At 53.8% G+C, this 19700-nt stretch carries 18 protein-coding genes; 14 read left to right on the top strand and 4 right to left on the bottom strand.

Going from position 1 to position 19700, the window contains the following annotated elements; all coding sequences use genetic code 11:
* Positions 1-109 precede the first annotated feature (109 nt).
* From ACPUC8_RS17300 to pspG, 6 genes are all read left to right on the top strand, one after another.
* Complete coding sequence (locus tag ACPUC8_RS17300) at positions 110-970, top strand: transketolase (protein ID WP_494926889.1); 861 nt, start codon at positions 110-112, stop codon at positions 968-970.
* On the top strand, positions 967-1971 hold the full coding sequence (locus ACPUC8_RS17305; protein WP_494926890.1) for a transketolase family protein: 1005 nt from the start codon (positions 967-969) through the stop codon (positions 1969-1971). The genes ACPUC8_RS17300 and ACPUC8_RS17305 overlap by 4 nt, the downstream gene beginning before the upstream one ends.
* A gap of 20 nt (positions 1972-1991) precedes the next feature.
* Positions 1992-2849, top strand: a complete 858-nt coding sequence (locus ACPUC8_RS17310; RefSeq protein WP_494926891.1) for an NAD(P)-dependent oxidoreductase — start codon at positions 1992-1994, stop codon at positions 2847-2849.
* A gap of 48 nt (positions 2850-2897) precedes the next feature.
* A complete protein-coding gene (locus ACPUC8_RS17315; RefSeq protein WP_058969679.1) occupies positions 2898-4223 on the top strand; it encodes an MFS transporter in 1326 nt (441 codons plus the stop codon).
* A 92-nt stretch (positions 4224-4315) separates the two neighbouring features.
* Positions 4316-5311, top strand: a complete 996-nt coding sequence (gene dusA / locus ACPUC8_RS17320) for a tRNA dihydrouridine(20/20a) synthase DusA (protein WP_494926892.1) — start codon at positions 4316-4318, stop codon at positions 5309-5311.
* Positions 5312-5540: 229 nt separating this feature from the next.
* Positions 5541-5807 carry an envelope stress response protein PspG gene (gene pspG, locus ACPUC8_RS17325; protein WP_283228779.1) on the top strand — a complete coding sequence of 89 codons (267 nt, stop codon included), beginning with the start codon at positions 5541-5543 and terminating at the stop codon, positions 5805-5807.
* Positions 5808-5991: 184 nt separating this feature from the next.
* Here pspG and ACPUC8_RS17330 read toward each other — a convergent pair whose 3' ends face one another.
* Positions 5992-6975 (bottom strand): quinone oxidoreductase, encoded by a 984-nt coding sequence (locus tag ACPUC8_RS17330; protein ID WP_039331653.1) that lies wholly within the window; start codon positions 6973-6975, stop codon positions 5992-5994.
* Between the two features lie 73 nt (positions 6976-7048).
* On the opposite strand from ACPUC8_RS17330, the gene dnaB reads away from it, so the two are divergent.
* From dnaB to ACPUC8_RS17355, 5 genes are all read left to right on the top strand, one after another.
* Positions 7049-8455, top strand: a complete 1407-nt coding sequence (gene dnaB / locus ACPUC8_RS17335; protein ID WP_039331652.1) for a replicative DNA helicase — start codon at positions 7049-7051, stop codon at positions 8453-8455.
* Between the two features lie 128 nt (positions 8456-8583).
* A complete protein-coding gene (locus ACPUC8_RS17340) occupies positions 8584-9075 on the top strand; it encodes an Lrp/AsnC family transcriptional regulator (RefSeq protein WP_039331651.1) in 492 nt (163 codons plus the stop codon).
* 229 nt (positions 9076-9304) lie between these two features.
* Positions 9305-9919, top strand: coding sequence for a YitT family protein (locus ACPUC8_RS17345; RefSeq protein ID WP_039331650.1), 615 nt, complete (start codon positions 9305-9307; stop codon positions 9917-9919).
* 48 nt (positions 9920-9967) lie between these two features.
* The gene (locus tag ACPUC8_RS17350; RefSeq protein WP_102136038.1) at positions 9968-11161 is read left to right on the top strand and encodes an amino acid aminotransferase; all 1194 of its coding nucleotides are present in this window, start codon (positions 9968-9970) and stop codon (positions 11159-11161) included.
* Between the two features lie 186 nt (positions 11162-11347).
* On the top strand, positions 11348-11704 hold the full coding sequence (locus tag ACPUC8_RS17355) for an MmcQ/YjbR family DNA-binding protein (protein WP_039331739.1): 357 nt from the start codon (positions 11348-11350) through the stop codon (positions 11702-11704).
* Here the strand turns inward: ACPUC8_RS17355 and ACPUC8_RS17360 are convergent, their stop codons facing one another.
* Both ACPUC8_RS17360 and uvrA read right to left on the bottom strand, forming a co-directional pair.
* Positions 11705-12769 (bottom strand): NAD(P)-dependent alcohol dehydrogenase, encoded by a 1065-nt coding sequence (locus ACPUC8_RS17360; RefSeq protein ID WP_494926893.1) that lies wholly within the window; start codon positions 12767-12769, stop codon positions 11705-11707.
* Positions 12770-13050: 281 nt separating this feature from the next.
* On the bottom strand, positions 13051-15879 hold the full coding sequence (gene uvrA, locus ACPUC8_RS17365) for an excinuclease ABC subunit UvrA (protein WP_039331645.1): 2829 nt from the start codon (positions 15877-15879) through the stop codon (positions 13051-13053).
* 222 nt (positions 15880-16101) lie between these two features.
* Here uvrA and ssb1 point away from each other — a divergent pair, with 222 nt between their 5' ends.
* A complete protein-coding gene (gene ssb1, locus ACPUC8_RS17370) occupies positions 16102-16653 on the top strand; it encodes a single-stranded DNA-binding protein SSB1 (protein WP_039331643.1) in 552 nt (183 codons plus the stop codon).
* Between the two features lie 102 nt (positions 16654-16755).
* Here ssb1 and ACPUC8_RS17375 read toward each other — a convergent pair whose 3' ends face one another.
* Positions 16756-17283: an isochorismatase family protein gene (locus ACPUC8_RS17375; protein ID WP_494926894.1), complete on the bottom strand. Its 528-nt coding sequence runs from the start codon at positions 17281-17283 to the stop codon at positions 16756-16758.
* A 126-nt stretch (positions 17284-17409) separates the two neighbouring features.
* Between ACPUC8_RS17375 and ACPUC8_RS17380 the strand changes: the two genes are divergently transcribed.
* A complete protein-coding gene (locus tag ACPUC8_RS17380; RefSeq protein ID WP_494926895.1) occupies positions 17410-18240 on the top strand; it encodes an AraC family ligand binding domain-containing protein in 831 nt (276 codons plus the stop codon).
* A 72-nt stretch (positions 18241-18312) separates the two neighbouring features.
* On the top strand, positions 18313-19266 hold the full coding sequence (locus ACPUC8_RS17385; RefSeq protein ID WP_039331637.1) for a DMT family transporter: 954 nt from the start codon (positions 18313-18315) through the stop codon (positions 19264-19266).
* The last annotated feature ends 434 nt before the right edge of the window (positions 19267-19700 follow it).

Here is a 19700-nt window from a genome sequence, read left to right on the forward strand (position 1 = left end):
TAAACGGCAAGTAGGTGAAAATGACACGTGAATAGGCCGCACCTTTCACCATGACAGATTGCTCCATTGCTTGCCAACTTTGTTGCTCTCACCTCATTCAGGAACAGATATGACGACTCTTGCAGAACCTGAAGTCACCGCCACAGAGCGCCTGGCACAGCATGCGTACCGTATCCGTCGCTATGCGTTGCAAATGGGCGAAGTACAGGGCCAGGGCTATATCGGCCAGGCGTTGGGACTGGCCGATATGTTGGCCGTCGCCTGGTGTCATGCGATGAATTACCGTGCCGACGAACCGGAGTGGGAAGGACGCGATCGCTTTTTGCTGTCACATGGTCACTATGCCATTGCGGTTTATGCCGCGTTGATTGAAGCGGGTGTCATCCCTGAAGAGGAACTGGAAACCTATGGTGCGGACGACAGTCGTCTGCCGATGTCGGGGATGGCGACCTACACACCCGGCATGGAAATTTCCGGAGGTTCACTCGGACAAGGGCTGACTATCGGCGTTGGCATGGCGCTGGCGCTTCGCCATAAAGGCAACCCTGCATTTGTCTACAACTCCATGTCTGACGGTGAGTTGGACGAAGGCGCGACCTGGGAAGCGGCGATGGGGGCAGCACATCATCAACTCAGCAACCTGATTGTGCTGGTAGACATTAATCAGCAGCAGGCGGATGGTCCTTCCGGCAAGGTGATGGGATTTGAACCTCTGGCAGATAAGTGGCAGGCATTTGGCTGGCATGTGCAGCGTGTCGATGGCAATGACATTGCGGCGGTAAAAACGGCTTTTGACCAGGCGCGTGCGCTGAAAGAGCCAAAACCACGCGTCATTTTACTGGATACCTTAATGGGCAAAGGCGTGCCGTTCTTAGAGGCGCGTGAAAAAAATCACTTTATTCGGGTTGATGCTGAAGAGTGGCAGCAAGCCATTGCCATCCTCGACCAGGCGCAGGAGAACGCACAATGAGCAGCGAAACCGTAGAGAAAAAGCCGCGTTTAACCACTTCAGCCATGATTGCATCGATTGCGGCTGAAGGGCAACCGACGATTGCCGCGCCTTTTGGGCATGCGTTGGTCAAAGCGGCCGCATCCCGACCAGAGATTGTAGGCTTGACTGCGGACCTGTCGAAATACACCGACTTGCACATTTTCGCGCAGGCATATCCGGAGCGCCATTTCCAGATGGGGATGGCGGAGCAACTGTTGATGGGCGCGGCGGGCGGCATGGCAAAAGAAGGCATGACGGCTTTCGCCACGACCTATGCCGTGTTCGCCACTCGCCGTGCTTATGATTTTATTCATCAGGTGATTGCAGAAGAGCAGCTCAACGTGAAGATTTGTGCGGCGTTACCCGGTTTAACCACGGGCTATGGCCCAAGCCATCAGGCAACAGAAGACATTGCGTTGATGCGAGGCATTCCAGGTTTGACCATTGTCGATCCTTGCGATGCGCTGGATACCGAACAGGCGGTTGCCGCCATCGCCGACCATCAAGGGCCGGTGTATATGCGCCTGCTGCGCGGCAAAGTGCCGCTGGTGCTGGATGAATACGATTACCAATTTGAATTGGGCAAAGCCAAATTGCTGCGCGAGGGCCGCGATGTCCTGCTGATCGCCAGCGGCATTATGACCATGCGTGCACTGGAAACGGCTAAAGCACTGGCGGCAGATAATGTGGACGTGGCAGTGCTGCATGTGCCGACCATTAAGCCGCTGGACGTTGATACGATTGTCTCCCAGTGCCGCCGTGCTGGACGGCTGGTGGTGGTGGTCGAAAATCACAGCGTAGTGGGTGGGTTAGGTGAGGCCGTTGCAACCACATTAATGCACGCCCAGGTGATGCCTGCATTTCGTCATATCGGCTTGCCGGATCGTTTCCTGGATGCTGGTGCGCTGCCGACATTGCACGATCGCTACGGAATTTCCACTGAATCCATGGTCAGCGCGATCCGCGTCTGGCTGGCATAACGGTGCGTAAGGAGAAAAGTATGAAGGTGATTTTTGTTGGCACCGGGGCGATTGGCGTCCCGATGGCTTGCCAGATTCAACGTGCAGGACATGCGGTCATCGGGGTGGATGTTTTCGAAGCGTCGCGTCAACGTGCACAGGCGCAAGGCATTGAAGCTGTAAGCCGCATCACCGAAGCGCCCGAAGCGGATGTGGTGGTCGTGATGGTTGCTACACCACAACAGCTGCAGGCCTTGGTGGCTGAAGCGTTACCACAGGTCGCCGGGCAGCACTGGGTGATTATGTCCACCGTGGGGCCGCAGGCAGTGCGTGAGGCCGCATCCGCACTGATTTCCGCCGGTGCACAGGTGATTGATGCCCCGGTGACGGGCGGGACGGCTCGCGCCAGCACCGGGGAGTTAGTGATTTTTGCCTCGGGGGCCCCCGCCGCGATTGCGACTGTTGAACCGGTGCTCACCGCCATGGGATCGGTGTCGATCGTCGGGGCTGAGGTGGGAGAAGGTCAGGGGATCAAAGTGATCAATCAGCATCTGTGTTCGGTGCATATCGTGGCGGCAGCGGAAGCATTAAGCCTTGCACAGTCGCTGGGGTTAGAACCGGCGCAAGTACTCAAGCTGGTTGAACGCGGCGCTGCGGGGTCATGGATGTTGTCAGATCGCGGCCCGCGCATGTTGGAAGGTACGGACGTCGCGGTGTCCAGCGCCATCAATATCTTTGTGAAAGATAGCGGGTTAGTGGCAGAGGCGGCGACCGCCTGTCACGCTGAGGTTCCGCTGTTACAGGTCGCTCATGCTCGTTATCTGGCGGCAGCAGATGCCGGATTGGGGCAACGTGATGACAGCAGAGTGATCGAAACCTGGAGTAAACCTGCAAATTAACCACTCCTTCACTGCTGCCCGATAAATACGATAATACCGGGGTAACACATGAACACGACTTCTGTACCTACTAACACCCGTGATAACGCTGCAAAGGTCTCTTTTGCTTCCATGATTGGCTCAGCGGTAGAGAGCTATGATTTCTTCATCTACGGCACGGCGGCTGCGGCCTGGTTCGGCAAAATCTTTTTCCACACGCAAGAGCCGATCGTTGGCATTCTCGCGGCCTTTGCGACTCTGGCGGTTGGCTTCCTGATGCGTCCGTTCGGCGGCTATCTGGCAGGGCATTTTGGCGATCGTTATGGCCGTAAGACCGTACTGTTTTGGTCGCTGTTAGCCATGGGCGGAGCCACCGTATTAATAGGTGCATTGCCGACCTATGAGCAGGCCGGCGTACTGGCGCCGATCTTGTTGATCTTATTACGTATGATCCAGGGGATCGGATTTGGCGCAGAGTGGGGCGGTGCCGTTTTGATGGCGTTCGAACATGCGCCAGCCAAAAAACGCGGTTTTTATGGTGCGGTGCCGCAACTCGGCATTCCGCTGGGTCTGCTGTTGGCGAATGGCTCGTTCTTACTCTCTGCTGCGTTATTTGAAGGTGACTGGGTCTGGCGCATGCCGTTCCTGATCTCGTTTGTAATGGTCGCCATCGGCATCTTTATTCGTATGCAGGTGGCGGAATCACCCGAGTTTGAAAAAGCCAAAGCAGACAAACAGATTGTTCAGCAACCGGCGCTGGAAGTGATCCGCCGTGACTGGCGCACCATTGTAAAAATTATGGGGCTGCGTTTGGCGGAGACCGGCGGCTACTACATCACCACCAGTTTTATGCTCTCTTATGTTGTGCTGGCGGAAATCACCGATACACGCCATGTGTTGTGGGGCACGTTGATTGGCTCGGCGCTCGGTTTGGGCAGTCACCTGTTGTATGGCGCTCTCAGTGACAAGGTTGGTCGTCGTCCTGTCTTCCTCATCGGGGCCATATTCACCATTTTGTTTGGTATCCCGATGTTTATGCTGATTAATACGGGTGCTGTGATGATGGTGATTGTTGCCGTGGCGATGTCACTGCTGTTTAGCCATGACCCTATCTTTGCGGTGGAATCAAGCTGGTTTTCTGAACAATTCCCGGCCAATGTGCGATCTTCCGGCATTTCACTGGGGTACAACGGCGCTTCGGTCGTGGCGGGATTGTTGCCCTTTATCGCCACGGGTGTTTACGGCATGGTTGGCTGGATTGGTCCTGCGGTGATGTTCTCACTGCTGGGTGTCATCTCGACGTGGGTCGCGTTCCACACCCGTGAAACCGCACCGGTCAAAGTGGGCGAACGATCCCAGTCCGCTTCATCTACCTCCACCGCACCAACGGTGTAATCTGAGTAACGGGCGGCTGTGTCGCCCGTTATTACTGTGGTATCATTGCGCAGATTGTCATCACTTAACTCACTCCGGATTTGCTGCGCTTCATGACCGATACTTTCTCTTCGCAACGTTTTTCCATCGCCCCGATGCTGGACTGGACCGACCGCCACTGTCGTTATTTTCACCGCAAGTTAAGCGGCGATACACTGCTGTACACCGAAATGGTGACCACGGGCGCTATCATTCACGGCAAAGGTGATTATCTCGCTTACAGTGAAGAGGAACATCCGCTCGCGTTGCAGTTAGGTGGCAGCGATCCTGCAGCATTGGCGCAGTGCGCAAAACTCGCGGAGGAACGGGGTTACGATGAGATCAATCTCAACGTCGGTTGCCCTTCCGATCGCGTCCAGAACGGCCGTTTTGGTGCCTGCCTGATGGCTGATGCGGCATTGGTCGCTGATTGCATTAAGGCCATGCGCGATGTGGTGAGCATTCCGGTGACGGTCAAAACGCGCATCGGTATTGATGAGCAAGACAGTTATGAATTCCTGTGTGATTTCGTTGGCACCGTGGCGGATAAGGGAAATTGTGGCACCTTTATTATTCATGCCCGCAAAGCCTGGCTTTCGGGTTTGAGCCCGAAAGAGAACCGTGAAATCCCACCGCTCGACTATCCACGCGTTTACCAACTGAAGCGTGATTTCCCCGGGCTGACCATGGCCATCAATGGCGGCATTAAAACCCTGGAAGAAGCAAAAGCGCATTTGCAGCATATGGATGGCGTGATGATGGGCCGCGAAGCCTATCAAAACCCCGGCATTCTGGCGCAGGTGGATCGTGAGCTGTTTGGTCGCGACAGTGCGCTGGTGGATCCGGTTGCCGTGGTGCGTTCGATGTATCCTTATATCGAAGCAGAACTCAGCAAGGGAACCTATCTTGGTCACGTCACTCGTCATATGCTGGGTCTGTTCCAGGGCATTCCGGGCGCACGTCAGTGGCGCCGTCATTTAAGTGAAAATGCGCATAAACCGGGTGCGGATGTTCGTGTGCTGGAAGCGGCACTAGCCTTAGTGGCAGATAGAATTCCACAAGAAGCGTGATCTCACGTTATCTGACGTCGTAGGGGCGGCCTTCAGGCCGCCCTTGAACATTATCAGGAATCATTAAGCTGTTAAGATGTGGTTTTTATCACGCCACAACTTAGTGAATCTCATCACTGCATTTAGCTTAACCCTCAATCTTTTCCTTGATTTTCAACACATTACCTAAATTTCTAATTTGGCACGCATCTTGTAATGCACACTGTGTTACTTACACAGGAGAGCCTTCGTGGAAATTTTATTTGTTATCGGCTTTTTTCTGATGCTGCTGTTGACCGGCGTCTCATTGCTGGGTGTCATTGCGGCATTGATCGTCGCCACCGTCGTTATGTTCCTGGGCGGATTGTTTGCACTTGTTATCAAGTTGTTGCCATGGTTGGTGCTGGCAGTGGTCGCCGTCTGGCTTTACCGCGCATTTACCACACCAAGTGGTGAAGCTAAATTGAACAGACTGAAAAGAAAAATCAGTCACTTAGACAGGAATGGCTGGCGCTAAATGCGGGGGCGATCACAGAGTGAATAATTGCTTAGTACAAATCTGCATTTAAACATATTTTTTACTTATGTTTTCTGTCAGGATGCGTAAAGTAATTCAAACGAATTCATCGCCGCTGACCCTACACCAGCGCGAACTATAAAAAGAAAGAAAAAAAGGGCTTCCTTCGGGAAGCCCTTAACTTTTAGGGGATCAGTAAACTTGAGCCCTGTGTGGCGCGGCTTTCCAGTACCTGATGCGCGCGTACGGCATCGCTCAAGGCAAACTTCTGCTCTTCTGGCACTTTCAACTGAATGGCGCGGCTGGCAATCAGTGAGAAAAGTTCATTGCTGGCGCTGTCGAGCTCCTGACGGTTGGTGATGTATCCAAACAGCGAAGGGCGCGTAACAAACAGCGATCCCTTCTTGTTCAGAATGCCGAGATCGACACCGGTTACCGGCCCTGACGCATTACCAAAACTCACCATCAAGCCATGACGGCGCAGGCTATCGAGCGACGGTTCCCAGGTATCTTTCCCGACGGAGTCATACACCACGCCCACTTTCTCGCCGTTGGTCAATTCGCTGACGCGTTGGGCAATATTCTCCTCCCGGTAGTTAATCGTCGCCCATGCGCCTGCATCTTTGGCAATTTTCGCTTTTTCAGCCGACCCGACGGTGCCAATCAAATGCGCACCCAGCGCTTTCGCCCACTGGCAGGCAATCAAACCCACCCCACCGGCCGCCGCGTGGAACAGAAAGATCTCGTCCGCTTTCACTTTATAGGTCTGGCGCAGCAGATATTGCACGGTTAACCCTTTCAGGAATGAGGCGGCGCCCTGCTCGAAGCTGATGCTGTCTGGCAAGATCACCAGGCGATCTTCCGCCACATTATGCAGCTCGCTATAGGCCCCCAGCGTGGCCTGGCAATACACCACCCGGTCGCCGGGCTTAAAACGTGTCACGGCAGAGCCCACGCGTTTGACCACGCCCGCCGCTTCGGTGCCAAGGCCAGAGGGAAACGCGCCCACCGGATAGAGTCCGCTGCGTACATAGGTGTCTATGTAGTTGATGCCAATCGCCTTATTCTCGACCTGAACTTCATGCTCGCTGGGATCGGCCAGCTCAAAATCGACCCATTGCAACACCTCCGGGCCACCGTGTTGGTTGAACTGAATACGCTTTGCCATTCTGACTCCTGTGATTGTTCATCCTGGGACGGTATACTTGCGCGTCCCTTTCACGATCGGTAATGCATTCACTATGGCAGGAAATAAACCCACCAACAAATCCAACGAAACCCGCGATCGGCAGCTGGAAGGCGTGAAAATGCCGCCGCATTCCATTGAAGCGGAGCAGTCGGTGCTCGGTGGGTTGATGCTGGATAACGAGCGCTGGGATAACGTCTCTGAGCGCGTCGTCGCGGAAGATTTCTTCAACCGCTCGCACCGCATGATCTTCTCTGAAATGCAGCGCCTGCTGGAAATGGGCCAGCCGATTGACTTGATTACCTTATCCGAATCGCTGGAAACGTTAGGTGAGCTGGAGATGGCGGGTGGCTTTGCCTATCTGGCAGAGTTAGCGAAAAACACCCCAAGTGCCGCGAACATCGGTGCCTATGCGGATATCGTACGTGAACGTGCGGTGGTGCGCGAAATGATCTCGGTGGCGAATCAAATTGCCGATGCGGGTTATGATCCTCAAGGCCGCAGCAGCGAAGATCTACTCGATTTCGCCGAATCCAACGTCTTCAAAATCGCCGAACAGCGCGCGAATAAAGATGAAGGCCCGCAGAACATTGAGCAGATTCTGGAAGCCACGGTATCGCGTATTGAGGCGCTGGTGTCGACGCCGCACGATGGTGTCACAGGAGTCGATACTGGCTATCAGGACCTGAATAAAAAAACCGCCGGTCTACAGGGCTCGGATCTGATTATCGTTGCCGCGCGTCCATCGATGGGTAAAACCACCTTCGCCATGAACCTGTGTGAAAACGCGGCAATGCTGCAAGATAAGCCGGTATTAATCTTCAGCCTTGAGATGCCCAGCGAACAATTGATGATGCGTATGCTGGCTTCACTGTCACGTGTGGATCAGACCCGTATTCGAACCGGTCAGTTGGAAGATGAAGACTGGGCGCGTATCTCCGCTACCATGGGGATCCTGCTGGAGAAGAAGAACATGTATATCGATGATTCTTCTGGTTTGACGCCAACGGAGGTCCGCTCACGCGCACGCCGTGTATTCCGTGAAAATGGCGGTCTGAGCTTGATCATGATCGACTACCTGCAATTGATGCGCGTGCCGTCGCTGTCGGATAACCGTACGCTGGAGATTGCCGAGATATCGCGTTCGTTGAAAGCCCTGGCGAAAGAGCTCAATGTGCCGGTGGTGGCACTGTCGCAGCTCAACCGCTCTCTGGAGCAGCGAGCGGACAAACGTCCAGTGAACTCAGATCTGCGTGAATCCGGATCGATCGAACAGGATGCCGACTTGATCATGTTCATCTATCGCGACGAGGTTTATCACGAAAACAGCGATCTGAAAGGCATCGCGGAGATCATTCTCGGTAAACAGCGAAACGGGCCGATCGGCACCGTACGATTGACCTTTAACGGTCAGTGGTCACGATTTGATAACTACGCTGGACCCTCTTACGACGACGAATAATCCTTTCATGCCCGTTGCATGCACGATTTGTGCATGCAATTCACGTCATCAGAAAATAGTGTTGGACAACCCCGGCTTTAATCAGGTTATCTGTACCAAAGCGCCCCTTAATACGCTGTGGAAACAGAATGACCCAGGTAGACGATTACGACCTTAAGATATTGACACTATTACAATCTAACGGCCGCCTCACCAATCAGGAACTCAGTGATTTAGTCGGTCTTTCGGCGTCCCAATGTTCACGCCGCCGCATCAACCTTGAACAGGCAAACCTCATTTTGGGTTATCACGCACGGCTCTCGCCGGACGCCGTGGGTCTCGGAATGGTGGGCTTGATTGAAGTGCGTTTGAAAAATCACACACCTGATTATGAAGCGAGTTTCCATCGCATGGTGGAGGAGGAAGCCGCCATTGTTGATGCTTTCAAAACCACCGGAGATGCCGATTATCTGCTGAAAGTTGCCGTCGCCGATCTGGCGTCACTCAGCGCGTTGATCAGCCAATTAGTGGCGGGGCATCAGAGCGTGGCGCATGTGAAGACTTCCGTAGTTTTAAACCGATTAAAAGAGAACGGTTTGATGATGATCCCTGAGCACAAAACGCGCCAAAAAAGTGCATGATGTGCTAATCTGGCGCAATATTTGGCTGAAAAATGCGAAAAACGCGCACCAGAAACAGATTTGTGCATGAATTGATTGCTGGTTCATTAATTGATGCACAAAAATCTGCAATAAAAGCGCCTTAGTTATCAATTGGATAATCGCTGGCACCACATGGGTGGCGACTAGACGTCGCCTATGTGGTGCGTTTTTTGCATTTGAACCGCATCATTTGCACTGAGATTAATCCATGGATAACGTCGTTCAACCTACCAAAGTTCCTCATTCGCTGATTGAAGATGCGCTGGCCATTGTGCTCGGCACATTAATGGTCTCATTTGGCGTGATTATGCTGAAACAGGCGGGCGCGCTGACGGGCAGCTCCGCAGGCATTGCCTTCTTAATCAGCTATCTGACACCGCTCTCCTTCGGCAGCGCATTTTTCCTGATCAACCTGCCGTTTTACTGGCTGGCGGTGCGCCGTATGGGATGGGAATTCACCATTAAAACCTTCTGCGCCGTTGGACTGGTTTCGCTGTTTACGCATTTACATCCGTTATTCATTCATTTTTCTGCGCTAAATCCCTTTTATGCGGCATTGTTCGGTAACGTGGTGATGGGTATTGGGTTTATAGTGTTGTTTCGTCACAAAGCCAGCCTGGGTGGTATCAATATTTTGGCGCTCTGGCTGCAAGACCGCATCGGTCTGCGCGCGGGCAAACTGCAAATGGCGGTGGATACCTGCGTGGTACTCGCATCACTGTTTGTGGTGTCGCTGCCGATGCTGGTGGCCTCTATCGCAGGTGCGGTGATACTTAATCTCATCATCGCAATGAATCACCGTCCTGGCCGTTATATGGTTTGATGACGCCTCTTTACCGACTTTTTATGACCAATCATGGAGATCTGCACCGTGTTTCAAAACGTTGATGCTTATGCTGGCGATCCGATTCTGTCGCTGATGGAAACCTTCAAACAGGATCCGCGTGACAACAAAGTGAATCTGAGCATCGGCCTCTATTACAACGAGGCGGGCATCATTCCTCAGCTACAGGCCGTTGCTGCAGCCGAAGAGCGCCTGCAGGCGCAGCCGCATCAGGCTTCGCTCTATCTGCCGATGGAAGGCCTGGGACCTTACCGTAACGCCATTGCCCCGTTGCTGTTTGGTAAAGAACATCCAATGCTGAAAGCGGGACGTATTGCTTCTATTCAGACGCTCGGCGGTTCTGGTGCGTTAAAAGTGGGGGCAGATTTCCTGAAGCGTTATTTCCCGCATTCCAACGTGTGGGTGAGTGACCCAACGTGGGAAAACCACGTCGCGATCTTCAACGGTGCCGGTTTCGAGGTGAACACCTATCCGTGGTACGACGCGGAAACCAACGGTGTGAAGTTCGATGCCTTCATTGCCAAACTGAAGACACTGCCAAAGCAGTCCATCGTGTTGCTGCACCCATGCTGCCACAACCCGACGGGCGCAGATTTGACTGACGCGCAGTGGGATGAGACCACTGAAGTGTTGAAGGCGCAGGAGCTGATTCCATTCCTCGATATCGCCTACCAGGGCTTTGGTGCCGGTATGGAACAAGATGCATATGCCATCCGCGCGATTGCCGCTGCGGGCCTGCCTGCACTGGTCAGCAACTCGTTCTCGAAAATCTTCTCGCTGTACGGCGAACGTGTTGGCGGCTTGTCGATTGTGTGCGAAAGCGCAGAAGAGTCTGCACGCGTGCTGGGTCAGCTGAAAGCCACTGTGCGTCGTAACTACTCCAGTCCACCAAACTTCGGTGCTCAGGTGGTTTCCTGCGTGCTGAACGACGAAGCTCTGCTGAACAACTGGCTGGCAGAAGTGGAAGCGATGCGTCTGCGTATCATCGAAATGCGTCAGGCACTGGTTAACGTGCTGAGCACCAAGCTGCCGGGAAAAAACTTCGATTACCTGCTGAAGCAGCGCGGTATGTTCAGCTACACCGGTCTGAGTGCGCAGCAGGTTGATCGCCTGCGTGATGAGTTCGGCGTCTACCTGATCGCCAGCGGCCGTATGTGCGTTGCCGGCCTTAATAGCCGTAACGTGAATCAGGTCGCTGAAGCCTTTGCTGCCGTGATGTAAATACACCTCGCAGCAAGATAAAAACCGCCATGCCTTCGGGCTGGCGGTTTTTTTATCGCCCTAATCTGCCGAGCTGGCCTTTACCTTTTGGCGACATGCTGCACACTTAAACGGTGTGATGACGTTATGATTCTGGCAGGCGGAATGCCGCGCAGTTATCTGCCCATCGATGAAAGGGAGTACAGCATGAACACTTCGGATTTACTGACTTTTTGTATGAGCAAACCGGGCGCGGAGCAAACCTATAAAAATGAATGGGATGCCACGCAAATCAAAAGCGAGGGTGTGCTATTTGCCATGGTGCATGATGCAAAAGGGCGTCCGGCGCTGTCGTTAAAAACCTCGCCTGCTCTTGCGGATTTACTACGAGAGGAGCACAGCGATGTGTTTCCGAGCGAGCACCTCAATAAGACGCACTGGAGTACATTGTGGCTGGATGGTTCACTAAAGGATTCGCAGATCTATTATCTGGTGGATGCTTCCTGGCAACAGGCTGACGCCACACGCGCGGCGGGCATCAGCCATGATGAAGATTCGCGCTAATTAAGCCGCAGACTCTTCACGCAGGGTGTTGATATCAATCACGAAGCGGTATTTCACGTCGCTTTTCAGCATACGTTCGTAGGCTTCGTTGATCTGGTTCATGGCGATCAGCTCGATGTCTGAAGTGATACCGTGCTTGCCGCAGAAATCCAGCATCTCCTGAGTTTCAGCGATGCCACCAATCAGTGAACCGGCAATGCTGCGACGTTTGAAGATCAGGTTGAACACCTGTGGTGCTGGGTGATCGTGCTCTGGCGCGCCAACCAATGTCATGTTGCCATCGCGTTTCAGCAGGGCAATAAACGGGTTAAGATCGTGCTGAGCAGCAACGGTGTTGAGGATGAAATCAAAGCTGTTGGTATGCTGTGCCATCTGATCGGCATCTTTTGAAATCACCACTTCATCGGCGCCGAGACGTTTACCATCCTCAATTTTTGATGGAGAGGTGGTGAACAGCACCACATGTGCGCCCATGGCATGGGCAAGTTTCACACCCATATGGCCGAGGCCGCCAAGACCGACGATACCGACTTTCTGCCCTGGGCCTACATTCCAGTGGCGCAGCGGAGAATAGGTGGTGATACCGGCGCACAGCAGGGGCGCAACACCGGCCAGGTCGAGGTTTTCCGGTATACGCAGAACGAAACTCTCGTCAACGACCATGCTGGTGGAGTAGCCGCCGTAAGTGATGGCTCGGGTTTCACGGTCTTCACCATTGTAGGTGCCAACAAAACCATTTTCGCAATACTGCTCCAGTCCTTCCTGGCAGCTCGGACAGCTGCGGCAGGAGTCAACCATACAGCCAACACCGACCAAATCGCCCACTTTATATTTGTGGGTGTGCGCGCCAACTGCGGTCACGCGTCCAACAATTTCATGGCCTGGCACTACAGGGAAAATGGTGTTTTTCCATTCATTGCGCGCAGTATGCAGGTCGGAGTGGCAAACGCCACAGTACAACACTTCAATCTGCACATCATGAGCGCGCAGCTCGCGCGGCTTATAGTCGAACGGGGCGAGTTTAGATTTCGCGTCCTGTGCGGCATAGGCATGCGTAATATTCATGGTGTCTCCAATCGGGTGTGTCGTGAGTTTATTGCGGGATCCCGTTCAGTGAGCTGAAGGGATAAAGGCGCGTTGGGTTGCGCTAAAAAGGAACGGTATAAGGATAGTCAGCGGGGGAGAAAGCGTATATGCCTGAAGTTGTCTGATTCTTGCCTGTTTCTGCATTTTGCTGCGGAATCTGGCTGAAAGGAATGTCTGAAACAGCGGTCGCCATTAATGGCGACCCTACGGATAAACAGTATACAAAATGTAGGGTGCGCATTGATGCGCACCTGGTAAAATCACTTCTTTAACATCGGCTTCAGGAAGCGCGCGGTGTGGGATTTCTCACATTCGGCAACCGTTTCAGGTGTGCCCGAAACCAGAATTTCCCCGCCGCCACTGCCGCCTTCAGGACCGAGATCAACAATCCAGTCAGCGGTTTTGATCACATCAAGGTTGTGCTCAATCACCACAATGGTATTGCCCTGATCGCGCAACTGATGCAGCACTTCCAGTAGCTGTTGGATATCGGCGAAGTGCAGACCGGTAGTCGGTTCATCCAGGATGTAAAGTGTCTGCCCGGTGCCGCGCTTCGACAGCTCACGCGCCAGCTTCACGCGCTGGGCTTCACCACCGGAGAGCGTGGTAGCCGACTGACCGAGGCGAATATATGACAGACCTACATCCATCAGCGTTTGCAGCTTACGTGCCAGCGCTGGCACCGCATCGAAGAACTCACGTGCTTCTTCGATGGTCATATCCAGCACTTCGTGAATGCCTTTGCCTTTATATTTAATCTCCAGCGTTTCACGGTTATAGCGTTTGCCCTTGCACTGATCGCAAGGCACGTAAACGTCTGGCAGGAAGTGCATCTCGACTTTGATTACGCCATCGCCCTGACAGGCTTCACAGCGTCCGCCACGCACGTTAAAGCTGAAACGACCCGGATTGTAACCACGCGAACGCGCTTCCGGCACGCCGGCAAACAGTTCACGTACCGGCGTGAAAATGCCGGTGTAGGTGGCCGGGTTAGAGCGCGGTGTACGACCGATTGGGCTCTGATCGATATCGATGACTTTATCGAAGTGCTCCAGACCAGCAATCTCGCGATACGGGGCAACTTCAGTGGTAGTGGCACCATTGAGCTGACGCTGAGCAATCGGAAACAAGGTATCGTTGATCAGCGTTGATTTACCCGAGCCCGACACGCCAGTGATACAGGTAAACAGGCCTACCGGGATCGTCAGCGTCACATCTTTCAGGTTATTGCCACGTGCGCCGGTCAGTTTAAGGACTTTGGCGGGATCACCCTTCACGCGTTGTTGGGGAATCGCGATTTCGCGTTTGCCACTCAAATATTGGCCGGTCAATGAGGCTTCGTTTGCCATAATGGCATTCACATCACCCTCGGCCACCACCTGACCACCGTGGACGCCCGCGCCAGGGCCGATATCAATTACATGGTCTGCCGCGCGGATTGCATCCTCATCATGCTCCACCACAATCACAGTGTTACCCAGATCGCGCAGGTGAATCAGCGTCCCGAGCAGACGCTCGTTATCACGCTGATGCAGACCAATCGATGGCTCATCCAGCACGTACATCACGCCCACCAGGCCCGCACCGATTTGGCTTGCCAGACGAATACGCTGTGCCTCACCACCGGATAAGGTCTCCGCGGAACGTGACATTGAGAGGTAATTCAGACCGACGTTGACCAGGAAACTCAGGCGATCGCCGATCTCTTTCAAAATTTTCTCAGCGATTTGCGCGCGTTGGCCGCTGAGCTTGAGGTTACGGAAGAAGTCCGTAGCATGACCGATGCTCATCTCTGAGATGGTCGGCAAGTTGGTGTTCTCGACAAACACATGACGCGCTTCACGACGCAGACGTGTGCCTTCGCAGCTGGTGCAGGAGCGGTTGCTGATGAATTTCGCCAGCTCTTCACGCACAGCATTGGATTCCGTCTCTTTGTAGCGGCGCTCCATGTTGTGCAACACACCTTCAAACGGATGACGACGCACTGAGGTGTCGCCGCGATCGTTGATGTATTTAAATTCGATATTCTCTTTGCCGGAACCGTATAAAATCACCTCGCGCGCTTTGTCGCTCAGGCTGTTAAACGGGGCTTCGACATCAAAATCGAGGTGCTCTGCTAATGAACGCAGCATCTGGAAGTAATAGAAGTTGCGGCGGTCCCAGCCACGAATCGCGCCTCCCGCCAGTGACAGCTCGCCGTTTTGCACCACACGATCGGGATCGAAATATTGCTGTACACCCAAACCATCACAGGTTGGGCACGCACCGGCCGGGTTGTTGAACGAGAACAGGCGCGGTTCCAGTTCACTCATGCTGTAGCCACAAATCGGGCAGGCAAAGTTAGCGGAGAACAGCATCTCTTCAGCGCTACTGTCGTCCATATCCGCCACAATGGCGGTGCCGCCACTCAGCGCCAGCGTGGTCTCAAAGGATTCCGCCAGACGTGTCGCCAGATCGTCACGCACGCGGAAGCGATCAATCACGACTTCAATGGTGTGTTTCTTCTGCAGTTCCAGCTTCGGTGGATCAGACAGATCGCAAACCTCACCGTCGATACGGGCACGGATATAACCTTGAGCCGCAAGGTTTTCCAGCGTTTTGGTGTGCTCGCCTTTGCGATCTTTTACCACTGGCGCCAACAGCATCAGGCGGCGGCCCTCTTCTTGCGCCAACACCTGGTCCACCATCTGGCTCACGGTTTGTGCCGCCAGCGTCACATCATGATCGGGGCAACGCGGTTCACCGACACGGGCAAACAACAGACGCAGATAGTCATGGATTTCGGTAATGGTACCGACCGTTGAACGCGGGTTGTGCGAAGTCGATTTCTGTTCAATAGAAATGGCGGGCGAAAGACCTTCAATATGGTCAACGTCCGGTTTCTCCATTAATGAAAGAAACTGACGTGCATAGGCCGAGAGCGATTCAACATAGCGGCGCTGACCTTCGGCATATAGCGTATCAAACGCCAGCGACGACTTCCCGGAACCCGACAGACCGGTGACCACAATCAGCTTATCGCGAGGGATGATCAGGTTGATATTCTTCAAATTATGGGTGCGCGCACCGCGGACTTCGATCTTATCCATTCACCTTTCCCGGATTGAACAACACTCGCCATGCCTTGCCAGCACGACCAGCAGAAACGCATCATTATGGCACAAAAAATAAACTGAATAAATATCCAGTGTTTTTGCTATTCTGTGTGACGAAGAAAAATTGGGAGCCTGCTCTGAAGTGGGCACCGTCATTGTGACGTGATACAATTTTTGGCTTAGACTTTTAGCATCAACTCATCGGGAGACAGCAACATGGCCAGTCGTGGCGTAAACAAAGTGATTCTAGTCGGGAATCTGGGTCAGGATCCGGAAGTGCGCTACATGCCAAATGGTGGCGCGGTAGCCAACATTACGCTGGCCACGTCGGAAAGCTGGCGCGACAAGACCACCGGTGAAAACAAAGAGATTACCGAGTGGCACCGTGTTGTGCTGTTCGGCAAGCTTGCCGAAGTCGCAGGCGAGTACCTGCGTAAAGGTTCTCAGGTTTACATTGAAGGCCAGTTGCGTACCCGTAAATGGCAGGATCAGAGCGGCCAGGAAAAGTACACCACTGAAGTGGTCGTCAACGTTGGCGGCACCATGCAGATGCTGGGTGGACGTCAGCAGGGCGCGAACGCCGGTGGCGCACCAATGGGTGGCCAGGGCGGCGGCAATAACAACGGTTGGGGCCAGCCACAACAACCTCAACAGCAGCCTCAGGGCGGCAACCAGTTCAGCGGCGGCGCACAGCAGCGTCCGCAGCAGCAGAGTGCACCGGCGAACAATGAACCGCCAATGGACTTTGACGACGACATTCCTTTCTGATTGGGCCCTGTGTAAACAGGTAACCTGATGTTGAATTGAAAAGGCCATTCTTCATGAATGGCCTTTTTTATGTTCGCAGGATCTTAATCCGTATATTAAGAACTAGTGCGGTCGCCACTCGCGCAGCAGATCATCGGTATCACGCACCAGCACCGGGTTGCCCGGCAGGATGAGATCGGCCCAGACTTCATTGTGCTGATTGATTTGCTGTTGCGCGGTCACGTAAGTGCGGTCAGCGGTGGTGTGGGCATCGGCGGCAACGGTGATGCGATAGCCCAGGCTCGCGCCCACTTTAATGGTGGTATCGACACAATAATCGGTGGCGCAGCCGCAAATCACGAAGCTCTTAATGTCATGCTGATCAAGCACAGCGGCAAAGTCGGTTTGCCAGAAACTGTCACAGGCGGTTTTGTTCACATAGCGCGCATTGGCGGGCTGCTGTAACTCCGGAATAATCTGCCAGCCATCTGTGTCTACTTCCATGCCAGGCCCAACGTGTTGGATAAAAATGACCTGGTCGGCTGCAGCCGTTAATTGATTGATGCGGACACTGCGCCCTTCACGATCGAAACGCGGCGTTTCCAGTACGCCGTTTTGCATATCCACCACCACAACCACTCGATTTGCCATCACGTCCTCCTTTATATGCAGGGCTCCAGTATCGCGATCAATCCGTGTACAGGTAAAGCAAAACTGCTTTGCATTTCCCCTCCCAGCCGCGCATGCTTATTGAGCTGTTTTTACCGGAGGTGTGGCGTGAAGGTGGTTCCCGAATTTTTTCCTGATAAGTGCGACCAGGCACAATTTCAGCAATTTGCTGAATTGCCTGGCATTGAACTGTATCAGGCTCACATCTCACGTTATGCCTTTGAGCCGCATACCCATGAAGCCTTTGGCATTGGCACCATTGAGTCCGGCGCACAGCGCTTCCGCTATCGCGGAACGCATTACACGGCACCGCAACACTCGCTGGTGATGATGAATCCAGATGAGTTACACACGGGGGAATCGGCCTGCGAAGAGGGCTGGCGCTATCGCATGATTTACATCGATCCGCAGGAGATGGATCGGCTGACCGGCGATCGTGACTGGTGGTTCAGTGAAGCATTGCGCACGGATGTGCGTCTGGCGCAGCCCTTTTCACAGCGGCTGTCGCAGATGTGGCAGGCGACCAGCGCGCTGGAGCGTGAAAGCCTGTTACTGGAACTGCTTGAGCTGCTGCGTCCACTGGCACATCAAGGCAAAGCCAGGCCCGCAGAAGGTGCGCATCGTTTCGATGTGGTGAAAGCATATCTGCGAGAAAATCTGGCGGAGCCGGTGCGTCTGGAAGAGCTGGCCACGCTGGCTGCCTTGTCGCCCTGGCACTTCCTGCGTAGTTTTAAACAGCACTTCCATGTCACGCCCCATCAAATGCTGATGGCATTTCGTTTGTTCGAGGCTAAACAGCGACTGGCTCAAGGCGAAAGCGCTGCCTCCGTGGCAGCGACGGTAGGATTGACCGACCAGGCGCATCTCACGCGAGCCTTCGCCCATCGCTACGGCATTACGCCTGGGCGTTTTCAAAAGCAAGTCTTCCCCTCACGCTAACCGCAATCTGCTACAAGCCTTTATTATCGGTTTGCGCCACACTGCTGTCGCATTGTGATAAAGGAAGAACGTATGTTGGCTGGGATTGTATTTGCTTTAGCGGCTGGACTGATGTGGGGGCTGATTTTCGTTGGCCCTCTGCTGATACCGGACTATCCAGGAACCTTACAGTCAGCCGGGCGCTATGTGGCGTTTGGCCTGGTGGTGCTGCCGCTGGCGTGGCTGGACCGTCGTCGTTTGCGCCTGCTGGCGCGCAAAGACTGGCTGGAAGCGCTCAAACTGTCGCTAATCGGCAATTTGCTCTATTACGCATTTCTCGCCAGTGCGATTCAGCGCACCGGTGCACCTATATCGACCATGATCATCGGCACGCTGCCGGTGGTGATCACCGTGACGGCCAATCTCTGTTATGGCCATCTTGAGGGACGACTTTCCTGGCGTAAGCTCTTACCGGCCTTATTGATTATCGCTGCGGGTTTAGCGTGCGTGAATGCTGCAGAACTGCAGATGCAGGGGCCGAACTTTGATTGGTCACGTTATCTCACCGGTCTGCTGTTGGCCGTATTAGCGGTGGCGTGCTGGACCTGGTATCCGTTGCGTAATGGTATCTGGCTGCGCGCTCACCCGCAGCATAAGCCCGGTAGCTGGGCGACTGCGCAGGGACTGGTCACCTTACCCTTGGCGTTGGTGTTCTATTTATTGGTTTGTGGTCAGCTTTACTGGCAGCAACCGGACTTCGCGCTGCCGTTTGGGCCACAGCCAACGCGCTATCTGTTGCTGATGCTAGCGATTGGCCTGATTTGCTCCTGGCTCGGCACGCTGTGCTGGAATGCGGCGAGCCAGCGTGTGCCCACCGTGATCATGGGGCCGCTTATCGTATTCGAAACCTTAGCCGGATTACTGTGGACCTTCCTGTGGCGACAAAGCTGGCCGCCGCTGTTGACCGGTATTGGCATTGGTTGTCTGATTGTCGGCGTGATTTACGCGATGCGCATTAAACCGCAGCCGGTGGTCAAACCGATCTGAAACGAATGATTTCCGCTGCTGAAATGATTGCTCAGCAGCGCTTTCTTTAGTGTTTTTAAGAATTTGACCAGTCGGTTTTGTGCGCTGAAATGGCGTTTATCACCTCTCATATCGTCGTCTTATAACAATTCCCCTCAATTTCACCGCTGTTTGACCTCTGGTTTGACATAACAAAGCGTTGCTTCAAGCACTCGCGCCGCGTATCTATCGCAGGCTTCCGCGATGATTTACCTCCTGGAGGTGGGCTAAAAGGCCCTAATGAGCGGGATAAAAGTGTCTCTGGGATGCATTTTAATTGCATTTTGGCACTGAAAATCCCTTGGAAAAGCCACTGTTTGCTCAAGGGATAACATCAGAGTTCAGAAACACCCGCTAGAAGCCTGATAAAAATTGATTAAACACAGCGATGAATTATGGGGTGATATTTCACGCGA

It is taken from the genome of Pantoea sp. CFCC18177 (assembly GCF_059412425.1).

Coding starts and splice junctions, on each gene's coding strand:
- ACPUC8_RS17300 (WP_494926889.1), top strand. CDS start 110: ATGACGACTCTTGCAGAACCTGAAGTCACCGCCACAGAGCGCCTGGCA.
- ACPUC8_RS17305 (WP_494926890.1), top strand. CDS start 967: ATGAGCAGCGAAACCGTAGAGAAAAAGCCGCGTTTAACCACTTCAGCC.
- ACPUC8_RS17310 (WP_494926891.1), top strand. CDS start 1,992: ATGAAGGTGATTTTTGTTGGCACCGGGGCGATTGGCGTCCCGATGGCT.
- ACPUC8_RS17315 (WP_058969679.1), top strand. CDS start 2,898: ATGAACACGACTTCTGTACCTACTAACACCCGTGATAACGCTGCAAAG.
- dusA (WP_494926892.1), top strand. CDS start 4,316: ATGACCGATACTTTCTCTTCGCAACGTTTTTCCATCGCCCCGATGCTG.
- ACPUC8_RS17330 (WP_039331653.1), bottom strand. CDS start 6,975: ATGGCAAAGCGTATTCAGTTCAACCAACACGGTGGCCCGGAGGTGTTG.
- dnaB (WP_039331652.1), top strand. CDS start 7,049: ATGGCAGGAAATAAACCCACCAACAAATCCAACGAAACCCGCGATCGG.
- ACPUC8_RS17340 (WP_039331651.1), top strand. CDS start 8,584: ATGACCCAGGTAGACGATTACGACCTTAAGATATTGACACTATTACAA.
- ACPUC8_RS17345 (WP_039331650.1), top strand. CDS start 9,305: ATGGATAACGTCGTTCAACCTACCAAAGTTCCTCATTCGCTGATTGAA.
- ACPUC8_RS17355 (WP_039331739.1), top strand. CDS start 11,348: ATGAACACTTCGGATTTACTGACTTTTTGTATGAGCAAACCGGGCGCG.
- ACPUC8_RS17360 (WP_494926893.1), bottom strand. CDS start 12,769: ATGAATATTACGCATGCCTATGCCGCACAGGACGCGAAATCTAAACTC.
- uvrA (WP_039331645.1), bottom strand. CDS start 15,879: ATGGATAAGATCGAAGTCCGCGGTGCGCGCACCCATAATTTGAAGAAT.
- ssb1 (WP_039331643.1), top strand. CDS start 16,102: ATGGCCAGTCGTGGCGTAAACAAAGTGATTCTAGTCGGGAATCTGGGT.
- ACPUC8_RS17375 (WP_494926894.1), bottom strand. CDS start 17,283: ATGGCAAATCGAGTGGTTGTGGTGGTGGATATGCAAAACGGCGTACTG.
- ACPUC8_RS17385 (WP_039331637.1), top strand. CDS start 18,313: ATGTTGGCTGGGATTGTATTTGCTTTAGCGGCTGGACTGATGTGGGGG.